The sequence below is a fragment of the Prevotella sp. TF12-30 genome, from assembly GCF_003436715.1.
In the GTDB taxonomy this organism is placed as follows: domain Bacteria; phylum Bacteroidota; class Bacteroidia; order Bacteroidales; family Bacteroidaceae; genus Prevotella; species Prevotella copri_A.
The window spans coordinates 18,763-31,406 of sequence record NZ_QSQJ01000045.1; the positions used below are offsets into that span (position 1 = coordinate 18,763).

At 43.4% G+C, this 12,644-nt stretch carries 5 protein-coding genes; 1 reads left to right on the top strand and 4 read right to left on the bottom strand.

Annotation, left to right across the window (positions count from 1 at the left end; all coding sequences use genetic code 11):
* Nucleotides 1-3: 3 nt before the first annotated feature.
* The 4 genes from DXD25_RS13765 to DXD25_RS13780 all read right to left on the bottom strand — a co-directional run bounded on the left by DXD25_RS13765 (nucleotide 4) and on the right by DXD25_RS13780 (nucleotide 8,176).
* A complete protein-coding gene (locus tag DXD25_RS13765) occupies nucleotides 4-1,266 on the bottom strand; it encodes a radical SAM/SPASM domain-containing protein (RefSeq protein WP_117663995.1) in 1,263 nt (420 codons plus the stop codon).
* Nucleotides 1,267-1,449: 183 nt separating this feature from the next.
* Nucleotides 1,450-2,628 (bottom strand): DUF707 domain-containing protein, encoded by a 1,179-nt coding sequence (locus DXD25_RS13770; RefSeq protein ID WP_117663996.1) that lies wholly within the window; start codon nucleotides 2,626-2,628, stop codon nucleotides 1,450-1,452.
* Nucleotides 2,629-2,860: 232 nt separating this feature from the next.
* Nucleotides 2,861-4,867: a RagB/SusD family nutrient uptake outer membrane protein gene (locus tag DXD25_RS13775; protein ID WP_117663997.1), complete on the bottom strand. Its 2,007-nt coding sequence runs from the start codon at nucleotides 4,865-4,867 to the stop codon at nucleotides 2,861-2,863.
* Between the two features lie 18 nt (nucleotides 4,868-4,885).
* The gene (locus DXD25_RS13780) at nucleotides 4,886-8,176 is read right to left on the bottom strand and encodes a TonB-dependent receptor (RefSeq protein ID WP_117663998.1); all 3,291 of its coding nucleotides are present in this window, start codon (nucleotides 8,174-8,176) and stop codon (nucleotides 4,886-4,888) included.
* Between the two features lie 218 nt (nucleotides 8,177-8,394).
* Here DXD25_RS13780 and DXD25_RS13785 point away from each other — a divergent pair, with 218 nt between their 5' ends.
* Nucleotides 8,395-12,522: a two-component regulator propeller domain-containing protein gene (locus tag DXD25_RS13785; protein ID WP_117663999.1), complete on the top strand. Its 4,128-nt coding sequence runs from the start codon at nucleotides 8,395-8,397 to the stop codon at nucleotides 12,520-12,522.
* The last annotated feature ends 122 nt before the right edge of the window (nucleotides 12,523-12,644 follow it).

Genomic DNA, 12,644 nt, shown 5'->3' on the forward strand with positions numbered 1-12,644 from the left:
GCATTATTGTTTTTGTGACAAGTACAAAAGAACGTTGTTCTTTACGCTATTTTCAATTTGTTTTTTATTACAATTAATTTTTTGTCCTTCTACCTGCTTTTGAATGCAATTGGCATAACATGAAGGTAGCAATTTACATTCCAGGCAACTCTCATTTTCAAAAGAAGACCGGACGAAGTAATCGTAAAAATGATTATTCGGCACAAATTCACCATCATTGTCAATTTTACCAATTGAATACTTTTCGGAAAAATCCCGGGCAGTACATTTGAATACAGACAAATCATAATTAACAACAAACTGTTTCATATTTTCTGTATAACACTGATAACACGACAAATCAGTTAAATTCTTTTTATATCCATGAGAGACAAACTGCTCCATTTTTCGAGTTATATCGTCACCCTGCATATTACGGTCATCTTTAAATTGCCAGACAAGCTGAGGCATGACGGTTATTTTATTTCGTATATCCAAAGGAAATACGTTCACTATTTCATCTATAGACTCCATATTCTTTGGGGTATAATTAATTCTAACCGTCATGTCTATATTGGGAATCGCCCTACATAAGGCTATGATATTAGAAGTTATAACCTCGTAAGAATTATGAACATCTTTTGAGAAACGAGTCTTGTTATGGAAACGTTTTCCTCCATCCAAGGTAATCTGAAATGATGTTAGCTGAATCTCCTTTAGTTTCTCTATCATGGAAGAATTTACTAAATAACCATTTGTTGTAATGGTATTCCGAAAAGCCACATTATTATTGGCACAGATTTCTTGTACTTTTTTTGAAATCGGATAGACCACCTCTTGAAAATACATCAGGGGTTCACCGCCAAACCAATCTAACTGAAAGTGTTTAATTTTTCCGTCTATTATGGTTTTCCTGCAAAATTCAAGGACTTTCGCTACATCTTCGGAAGTCATAAAACCATCATGGTGGTTTTCGTAACAATACCAACAATGAAAGTTGCAATCCAGCGTTGGAAGAATCGTCACCCTTGCCATATCGTTGGAGAAACGACGAATCTTACAATTTGCTAAAATTATATTTTCCTCATTTAGATTGGTGTCACAGACCACACCATTGGCATGCAACTCCTCCAAGATTTCATCATCCAAAGTATCCACTTCAGAATCTGGCACAGACAGTCGTCGAAATAGTTCTTCGTCTATTTCGAGTAAAGAAGACCGCAACTGGTTATAAACAAATTTGCGGTCTTCTTTTTCTACGTAAATATTATACTTACTAACTTTCATTAGTTAACACAATGACACTTGTAAGCTCCATTAATGTTATCACCGCTGCCCTGACAAGTACAGCTACCAGACGAATTAGAGTTATTGCCACCAAGGATATGAAACATAGAATCCTTATCAACTACATTCGCAGGTTTGATTTTCTTAATTATCTGCATAATTCCAAAATTTAAAAGATTAATACTAAAAAAACTTATATTTATACTTTTCTTCCGTCAAGAGTTCCAAACAAATTTTAACCCCCTTTTTTACAGAATCCATTACATCTGTATCTACATAATCATCATTGATATTGAGTATAGCTAATACGTCAGCAAAGCTAGTAGCCCGTTTATCAACTTCTGGCAGAAACTTCATAATTTCACACAGAGAAATATCATACTGCCGTAAATAATCGACAAAAACTGATAATTTTCGAATTTCCTGTTCCGTTACTGAAGATTCAATATCAGCACGATGCTTGAAATATATTTCATCAACAGCTCTTTTTGCCATATCCAAATATATTCTCTTTTCTGAAACCATAGAATATAAACAGAAAAAACATACTACAGGAACCAACTCGGAAGTCAACATCCTATATAGTTTTCCATTTGTAAGCTCTACTATTATGTCATCTACTCTTTTCCTCAATTTCTTATAATCCTCATAATCTGTATCGGAACAAGTACATTCCATATATATAGCAATTTCTTTTTTAAGCTTGTTTTTTTGTAAATATTCTAGCATAATTTGATAATTCTCGTTTGTTATAGTCTGTACAGGACGGGTATGAACTGCCTGGACAGAATCAACAATGGCTATATCTCTTTTATTGCTATTTATCAATAAAGGCCAATGATACTCTATACCACACCAACGCACATGCTCTTCAAACGTATCCATCACTGCCATAAGAGCTTCACGTGAAAAGCAAGGCATCATCATTTCGACAAAATTAGTATATCGTATTGTACACATTGGATTGTGCAATGTATGTTCATACGTATAATAAGAATTACTCAATGAAGGTTGAGCGATTTTAAGCCTGTATTCCTTCATCAATTCAAATAACTTATTGACCGAATCTACAGAGATTTGAATATCATCATCCAACAACAGGAAATAATCATATTGTTCTATAAACTGAGGGTGCATTTGAAAATATTGAAAAGACATATCCATTTTGTAACCTTTCAGTTTACATACAAACTTTGAATCCCCAAGATACTTATTATAAGTATCGTCATAAACAAGCAAATGCAAATCAAAATTAGCTGTATCATAGCACAATTGACGATGCAAGCTTCCATCGCCAACTGACACAATAACACAATTCTTTTTTGACGTGTTTAGATTGTTAATTATTACTTGTTTATTCATCGTTTTTGTTATTTTTTAGACACAAATTTATATAAAAAATCAGAACCCCCAAAACTTATATTTATTTATTAACGTTTTTAACCCCGCTTAACAGTACCTAATTATCTCCTTTTCGAATTCCTATCTTTTTATATATGCTCTGAATTTGTATTAAGGCTCAGAAGAGATTATTCATCAATGGACAATTTCATCTGAGCCTTTATTTATTAGAATACTTATTTAGTCTAGAAGATTACTTCTCTGCTGACTGACCTGCTGATGTTGGCCAATATGGGTTCTGATACAATGGACTCTTCTCTACAGAAGAATAATCACTTGCTGTAAGCAGGAACTGCTTGATAGGAAGTGGCTGCAGATAGTGAGCCATGTGCCAGGTGAAACCATCCTTGTAGCTGTTGATAGCTGTCATGTTCACCTCCAATGGACGATAGTACTCGCTCAGAGAAGAGCTTGATACGTTGGCATTAGAAGAGCCATCGGCATTCAGGTTGTTATACCAGCTCTGCATTGGAGTATTCCAGAGATGAATACCCTCCATATGAGCAGGAGTTGTCATCAACTGATCGTATGAACGCCAGCGCTGCAAATCCATACCACGAAGACCTTCTGAAATCAACTCGCAGCGACGCTCACGGCGGATATTGTAGAGAGTCTTATCGGTCAACTGCTTGCCTGCAGAGTAAGAACCCCAGTCGGCAGTTTCCTTGCTCATCTCAGTAGCATCGATGGTAACCTGCGGATTAACAGCATCACCTGTGAAGCCGGCAGCCTTACGTACATCCTTCCAATACTCCAGAACCTTGCCAGAAAGACTGTTGGTCAACATATACTCAGCCTCCATATAGTTCAGCAGCGCCTCGGTAGCACGGAAGATTTCAGCTGCATTGTAGCAGTTACCATTACCTGTATTAGCCTTATCAAAGGTACCACCCTTACGGATTGCATAACCTGTAGAATAGTCATTCTCGGCATTACGTGTGGTAATGGTTGGATATGGCTCGTCGATGACATAGTGATCCTCAGGAGCAGACATATTCTTGAATACATTCTTCTGTCCAGGAACCTTCAGGAAGATGGTGAGACGAGGGTCACGATTGGTAGCTACATCGGCGATAGTCTGGTCGCTATAGGTATAGGCTGAATTATAGATAGGCTTACCATCCTTCATCACATAGCCCTCTACCATAGAGCGGGTGAGACCTACGCCAAAGTCTCCATGCTGGACACCAACCTCCACATTATTGACTACACCCAACTCCTTGCTATACTGGCGCCAAAGGATAACCTCAGGTGTACCCGACATATCTGTAGTACCCCAGATATTGAAGTAAGGGTTCTGAGGATCACCTTCCTTCTGAGGAATAGTACCGGTGTTCACCATCAACTGATCCTTATACTTGTCAGCTACCATTTCGGCAGCCTTGGCACTCTCCTGCAGGAAATACTTAGCCTCAGCATCAACAGAACCTGTAGGATACTGATAGTTGGCATTATACTCCTTAGCCTTGCCTGGCCATCCCTCGCCGTTAGGAACGAAAGCTGTGCCGGCAAAATAAGTCAGCCAAGAACCCTCGTAGAGAGCTACACGGCTCTTGAACAGGCGGGCTGCATCTGGAGAGATACGGGTATGGTTCTTGTCAAAACCATCCTGCATCAGCGAGATAGCCTTGTCCAGGTCTTCCATGATGAAACGAGCCACCTCGTTGCAAGGCTGACGCTTGTTGGCAGCCACCAGGATTTCCTCATTGTCAGGGAATGCCTCGGTTACAACAGGAAGGTCGCCCCACTTCTGCAACATATCAAAGTAGCAGTATGCTCTCATGAAGTAGATCTCACCGATATACTGGTTGATGATAGCCTCACTACCAGAGATCTTACCAGCCTTCTGAGCCTCGAGGATAGAATTGAGCTGATAGTTGATGTTGCGGATATTATTCCAAGACCACTTGTCGTTATCATTGTCTGTTTTCCAAAGTCCTGTGGCAAACTTGCTATCACCATACCAGTTGATCTGGTTGTCGGTATTCACATCGCCGGCATAAAGACCGTAGCTCCAGTTGGCGTGTCCTGGCAAGACATCACCATAGAACTGATCGGCAGCAGCTTTCACCTTTGCCTCTGAAGTAAAGAATCCATCAGAAGGTAAGCTTGATGGTGGCTCCTGCTCCAGATAATCACTACAAGAAGAGAAGGATGCAGCAAGTGCCAATGACATAAGTGCTATATGTTTGAATTTCATATTAATATCTCCTTTTAATTATAATGTAACGTTAACACCGAAAGAGAAAGTGCGAGAAAGAGGATAACCATTACCATAAGCGGTATCGATGGTCTCTGGGTCGAACTGACTTGGAAGATCGGTGATAGTGAACAAATTCTCTGCTGAAACGAAGAAGCGGACATTGCCCAAACCTGCCTTAGAAACCAAGCTCTGTGGCAAGGTATATCCAACCTGAAGGTTCTTCATACGCAAATAAGCTGCATTGAGCAAATAGCGTGTCTGGGTATGAATGTTCTTCTCGCTGTACTGTGGACGTGGCAGATAGGCATTCAGATTCTCTGATTCGTAGCCATTCTTGACAGACCAGGTTTCTGAATCACGGAAGTAGTCCTGAACGCCGGTAATACCTGCTGCCCACCATACACCAGAGTCGGTAGCTCCAAACAGATATTCTCTCGCACCCCATGAATCTTTCACATTATAATCACGCTTCATGACACCCTGCATGAATGCACGGAAGTCGAATCCCTTCCAGCTGGCGGTGAGATCGAGACCGAAGAGATAACGAGGAGTATTGTTACCGATAACCTTCAGGTCGCCATGGTCTGCCAATGTATTGCTGCCATTGGAGATCTTGCCGTCGCCATCCAGATCCTTGTACATGATATCACCAGCAGCCCACTTGTCGCCAAGCTGGCTCTGTCCACCATTTGGCAAAGTAGCCAGATGCTGGTTCATCTCATCATTAGTCTTGGCAATTCCGATGGTTTCATAACCCCAGATTTCGCCTACCTTGCGGTTCTCGATATAGCTAGACAAGGAACCGGTAGGGTTGTTTGGATAACGGGTTACCTTAGCCTGAGCATCTGAAACATTGAATGTTACACCATAGTTCAAGCCATTCTCCAGATGATCGCGCCAGCCAATCTGCAACTCCCAACCAGTGGTACGGAGGTCAGTATTGTTGGTCTTAGGAACAGCAGTTCCCAAAAGTGCAGGCAACTCTGGAGCAGGACCAACCATATCCTTGGTATTACGTACATAATAATCGAAGGAACCGGTCAGGCGGTTATTGAAAGCACCCCAGTCGAGACCGATATCATAGCTTTCTACCTTTTCCCAACCCAAGGCTGCAGAAACCAGACCTGGAGCTGCAGTAATGTTGGTCTTCTTGCCACCCTGGAGCCAGGTTCCTGATACAGATTTATAAGCTACAGTAGAATAGGTCTGATACCAGTTGTCAATATTCTGGTTACCCAAAGAACCGTAAGATGCACGGAGCTTCAAGGTATTTACAGTATTCTCCAATGGCTTCCAGAAGTTCTCGTGAGCGATGTTCCAACCCAAAGAGAAAGATGGGAAGGTCTTCCACATATTGTTTCTACGGAACTTGGATGTACCATCATGACGGATATTGAACTCGAAAAGATACTTCTCATCATAGTTGTAGTTCAAGCGGCCGAAGAAGCCGGCTGTCTGCCACTGGTTGCGTCCACCATTCACGGAAGGAACGATTTCCTTACCTTCGTAGCTCAAGCCATTGGTCAGATCCACCTCCAGACGAGACTCATCCAAGACACCATCACGCTGCAGACCGAATTCGGTCTTTCTCAACTGCTCTGCCTGGAAACCACCCATTACGTGGAAGTTATGCTTCTTAGCCAGAGAGAAGTTGTACTCGGTATAAGCCTGGAAGTTATAGTAGTTCTCCTTATATTCATCCTCATGAACATTGGAACCCTTGTCGTAAACGATAGGATTGCCGGCAACATCATGGTTGTAGAGCATCTTCTTGTCCCAGTGGCGTGCTGTGTTCTCTGAACGATAGGTGAAGTCGATATGAGTTCTCCAGTTCTTGATAGGCTCAATCAACAGGTTCACCTGCTGGTTCAGGATGTCACGCTCCTTGGTATCCTTACCTGCTGTAGCCAGACCGAGGGCAGGAGAAGGTGCAGAATAATAGTAACCGTTGCGATCCTGCAAAGGCAATACTGGCCAACCCTGACGTGCCAAGTCCTTATACAGATTGTCTGTCAATGTAGCAGGGCGCTGGAAATCGGTACGGGTCCAGCGGGTAGAATAATCCAGATGCAGCCAATCGGTAATCTGCGCACCAATCTTAGCTGTAGTATTATAACGGTCGTTCTTATCCTTATCCAACTTCATATAGCCGCCATTGTGCAGGTAGTTGAAAGAAGCATAGAAATTAAACTTATCATTACCGCCGCTTACACTTGCGTTATGCTCCTGAGAGAAGGCTGTGCTCTTATACAAGGCATCATACCAATCAACGTCATCTACACCAAAGCCGTAGCCATCATTCCATGTTGTGCCGTTGCTGGAATCGATACCGTAGAGCAGGTTACCATTGGCATCCTTTCGGGTACCAGGACCTACAGGAGTGGCATTGTGATAAGCCACGATCTTATCCATACGCTCCTGATCGAAGAACACACCACTACCACCATTGGTATGAGCATCGTTTACCCATGCTGCATAGTCAACAGAGTTCATCATGTGCTTGCCACGAATCATTCCGCTGAAACGGAAGCTGTTGTTATAGTTGACTGTAACCTTACCCGACTTACCTTTCTTGGTAGTAACCAGGATCACACCGAAAGGTGCACGGGAACCATAGATAGAAGATGCAGCAGCATCCTTCAATACAGATACACTTTCGATATCCTGTGGGTTGATGGTATTCAAATCACCCTCAGAACCATCAATCAAGATCAATGGAGTACCCTTGGAACCCTCACCAATGGTAGTAGTACCACGTACATTTACATTAGGAGTAGCATCCATAGAACCAGATGAGCTGGAAATCTGCAAACCAGGAACCAGACCCTGCAATGCCTGGGTAGCATTGGCAACAGGACGGGAAGCAATCTCCTTGCTGTCGATTACAGAGACAGCACCAGTGAGGTTTACCTTCTTCTGAGTACCGAAACCTACGACAACTACTTCACTCAAAGCCTGATTGTCGTCTTCCAAAGTAACGTTCAACGGACCATTACCAGCTTTTACCGTCATGGTCTTATAACCTATATAAGACACTTCGACCATAGCACCTGGAGCAGCACTGAGCGAGAAGTTACCATCAATATCGGTAACAGTACCCGTCTTGGAACCCTTAACCTTTACGGTAGCACCGATTACCGGCTCACCAGAAGGATCAAGAACCTGACCTTTAACGACACCCGACTGCTGAACAACCTGAGCTGTAGAAGCTGCCATGATAGATTGTGGAGGCAAAGCAACACCAGTTGCCAAAGCTGCCAAAGCCATCAATCTTCTAGACGATGTTATTAGCTTAAGATTTTCCATTTTAAGTTGTATTTTTATTTGTGTTAGTTATATTATACAGTTTATGTAAAAAATGTAAAGTGCCCCTTCGCTTTGATCGAGGCAACATTTTTGATTTATGATTGCAAATTTCGGTCTTTTTTATCATATATTAGGGAAAATTTCGCTAAAATAAGGGAAAAATTCGGGAAAAAAGCTGTAAATTTGCACCCAAATACAAATAAATACTAATAATCGAGATGAGAATAACATATTTGATACTGACTTTTGTGTGCTGCATCATTGCTAAAGCGGAAACATTTCCATACCGCAGCATTGCATCTTTTAACATTTCGCCAGCGTCTGAAAGCTACTGCATGATGTTCGATAGCGAAGGAATGATGTGGGTGGGAACCAATTCCGGACTCAAATCATACGATGGCTATACCGTGAAATCGTACAAATCGAATGCACTTTCTCCAGGTATTCTTCCCAACAACGACATCCGTTCCATGGCAGAAGACCACGAGCACAATCTCTGGCTGGGAACCCGAAACGGCCTGGTAAAGATAAACCGGAAGACTGGCGTTTTCAAGACCTATTTCCTGCCAAGCGAAGATCAGAGAATCATCTACCATCTCTTTGTTTCGAGAGATGGTACACTCTGGGTTGGTACAGATGGAGGATTATCTTATTTCAATCCGGAAAATGAATCCTTCTATACCTATACTTCCAGGAATGCCTGGCTCATCAATGAAAACGGAAAGAAACAACGCCTCAATTCTTTCAGCGTAAAATGTGTAGCAGAAGACAAAAACGGCGACCTTCTCATCGGTACCTGGTCTTCTGGACTGATGCGTCTGAAACGTGGTAGCAACGTATTCCGAAGCTATCCGAAGCTGAATGATAGGAATTCAGCCTACTCGCTCTTTTTCGACAAGAATCATCATCTCTGGGTAGGAACCTGGGGATATGGAGTGCTGTGCATCAGCAATCCGGACAATCTGAAGAATCCGCAATATCATCAATATCCATACGCCACCAACAACTTCGACATCTTCTATAAATTCGTAGAAGACCCTATCACCAATACTCTATGGGCATGTACCAGAGAAGGTATCTGCTATTTAGATGAAGACCAGCCGCAAGCAGGCTGGAGCAAATATACCCAGATTGGCAACAACCGACTCATCTACTGCAATGACATCAGCACGGATGGAGCGGGAAATATCTGGCTCTGTACGCAGAATGATGGAGTTCTACAGATTACCACCCCCCCATCTCTCTTCAAGCAGTGGTATCTGGGCAACCTGCAGAATGCCCCTACCATCAACTATGTCAATGCGATTCTCACTACCGACGGTAAATGGTTCTGGCTCGGACTCAATCCGTACGGAATAGCGCTCTACAATCGAGATACCGGTGACACCTATTATAATAAAGGCATTCCGGGCTTTGGTAAACTGAGCAGCTATACCCTTACCACCAGCATTACCAGCATCGTGAAACGAAGCAATGATGAAATATGGTTTGCCGTCAACAACTACGGTGTCATCATCAAACCGAAGGAAAAAGAAGCCTTCTGCCTGGACAACACCAATACGAACTACATAAAAGAAAATTTCGTTAATGCTGTTTTCGAATCGAAAGACAAGACGATGTGGATAGGAAGCCGAAATGGTATGAGTATCGTATATCCAGACAATACAGGCTACTTCCTGACCATGAAAGAAGGCAAGAAAGACTTCAGCAGCTGCGACATCCGTAACATCTGCCAGGATAGGCAAGGCAACATTTGGGTTTCTACAGATAATGAGGGTATTATCCGTATATCGGGCAAAACCCGGAATATCCGTTCACTAAAATACAGACAATACTGCCCTAAAAACGGCAAATATGCCATTAACGATGCGCAGAAATGCATGGAAGACAATCAAGGTCGCCTTTGGGCTATTTCAAATAGTGGCGGACTCTTCCTATATAATAAGGTGGAAGACCGTTTTGAATACCAGAACCGAAAGCTTCATCTTCCGGATGATCAGACCTTCTCTGTAGAAGGCGATGCTTCCGGCAATATCTGGGTAGCGCTCAACAAGGCACTGGCATATATCACCTGGAAAAATCAGGAGTCAGACCATTTGCGCAACATCACTTATTTCACCCAAGAAGATGGATTGGGAGAAATCAAGTTCTCGGCAGATGCCAGTTATCAGTTCGGCAAGGAAATCTTTTTCGGAACAAGAGCAGGCTTTTTCTCTTTCCCTCCGTCGGCTATGACAAAAATGAAAAATCACAGAAACTGCAAGCTCGTCATCACCGACTTAATCATTGATGACGTATCATTTGCACAACTGGATTCTGTTCTCAAAAGTGACATTTCCGAAGAAATGCCACATTACACAAAAAGGATTTCCATACCTTCCAATGTGAAGAAGTTTGATATCGAATTCTCACTCCTCACATACGGTAATACACGAAAGAACAGCTATGCCTACCAGCTGGAAGGATATGACGAAGACTGGCAATACAGCAAACAGGATGAACATAAAGCTACTTTCCAGAACCTGAATGCAGGCACCTACAAGTTACATCTGAAGGCAAACGACGGCTACGGCAAGTGGCAGGAACTGCCATACACCATCACCATCAAGGTGCTGCCACCTTGGTATGCATCACGCCTTGCCTTCATGCTCTATATCCTGATGCTCATTGGCGGCATCTTTGCTGCTGCCAGATGGTATAAGGAGCGGGTGAAGACCAGAAACAGCTTGCAGATGGGTGTTATACTTACCAATATCACCCACGAGCTGCTCACCCCTCTTACCGTCATCTCTGCCACCATCTACAAACTCAAGGCGATGGCACCACAGTATGAGGAAGATTACATGGTGATGGACAGCAACATCAACCGCACCACCCGACTCCTGCGACAGATCCTGGAAGTGAGAAAGTCGCAGGCAGGACAGCTGCATCTGCTCGTGAGCCGCAGAAACCTGATTTCGTTCATAGAAGAAGCTTGCGAGAATATCCGTCCGATGGCTGAACACCAGAAGATTACCCTATCCCTGGAGAAGCCGAAGGCTGAAGGTATGGCATGGTTTGATGCCGACAAGATGGATAAGATCATCTACAATCTGCTCTCCAACGCCATTAAATATAATAAGGTGGGAGGCAAGATTGATGTATCACTCAGCCTCAGCAAGGAGCAGGCGGTCATCACGATTGCCGATAATGGCATCGGTATGTCGAAGGAGAAGATGAAGCATCTCTACACCCGATTCTTCGATGGCGACTACCGCAAGCAGAACATGCCAGGAACCGGTATCGGACTGTCGCTGACCCACGACCTGGTGAAACTGCATCATGGCAACATCCAATGTGAGAGTCAAGAAGGCGAAGGCACTACCTTCACCATTACCCTGCCTATCAGAAAGAGTGCCTATGCACCAGATGAAATAGACAATTCAGACAAACCAAATGCAGTAAATCAGGAAGCCATCAGACAGGCAAGCCAGGAAACGGAGCAGGAATCCCAACCTGCTTCTGAAGACAAACCTAAGCTGGCACCTGTCCACCAGAGCATCTTCATCCGTAAGAATGCGAGCAAGATCCTGGTGGTGGAGGACAACGAGGAACTGCTCGCCCTGATGCTGCAGGTATTGAGCAAGAACTATCATGTGTTTACGGCAAAGAACGGAAAGCAGGCGATAAACATCATCATGAAGGAGAAACTCGACCTCGTGGTGAGCGATGTGATGATGCCTATCATGGATGGTATCGAACTGACCAAGCAGCTGAAGTCTGACAAGAGTTTCTGGCAGTTGCCAATCATCCTGCTCACCGCCAAGAACAAGGAAGAGGACAAGACCGAGGCTTATGCCGTAGGAGCAGATGCCTACATCACCAAGCCTTTCAAGTTTGAGGAGCTGGAAGTCCGGATCAATGCCCTTCTTGCCAACCGCAAGAAGATGATAGAGAAGATTCAGGCAGAAGTTTCGCTCCAAACCAGCACAGAGAGCGAAACACAGACTGCGTTACATTTGAGCAACCCAGATCAGGCATTCATCACTCGTGCCACAGAGGTAGTGATGCAACATCTTGCAGATGGCGATTACAACCGCGAGTCTTTTGCCAAGGATATGGTGATGAGCGAATCCACTCTATATAATAAGGTGAAAGCCACAACAGGGCAAACGGTCATTGCCTTCATCACCAGCATCCGCCTGAAGGAAGCGCAGCGCATCATCCGGTCGAACCCTAACATTCTGATCAGCGATGTGGCAACCCAGGTGGGCTTCAACACTCCGAAGTATTTCTCCAAATGCTTCAAGAAGGAGTTCGGCATCTTCCCGAAGGAGTATGCTGAGAAACTGAAAAACGTCAATTAGCATGATTAGTCGTGGAAATCCATTGTTTTTCCGCACATTTCCACGACTAATCAATACCTGAACTTTCGCAAGTTTTGTCCTACACGCCCTGTTTTACTCTAATAGAGCAAGCTTTGAGCGCA

Coding starts and splice junctions, on each gene's coding strand:
- DXD25_RS13780 (WP_117663998.1), bottom strand. CDS start 8,176: ATGGAAAATCTTAAGCTAATAACATCGTCTAGAAGATTGATGGCTTTG.
- DXD25_RS13775 (WP_117663997.1), bottom strand. CDS start 4,867: ATGAAATTCAAACATATAGCACTTATGTCATTGGCACTTGCTGCATCC.
- DXD25_RS13765 (WP_117663995.1), bottom strand. CDS start 1,266: ATGAAAGTTAGTAAGTATAATATTTACGTAGAAAAAGAAGACCGCAAA.
- DXD25_RS13770 (WP_117663996.1), bottom strand. CDS start 2,628: ATGAATAAACAAGTAATAATTAACAATCTAAACACGTCAAAAAAGAAT.
- DXD25_RS13785 (WP_117663999.1), top strand. CDS start 8,395: ATGAGAATAACATATTTGATACTGACTTTTGTGTGCTGCATCATTGCT.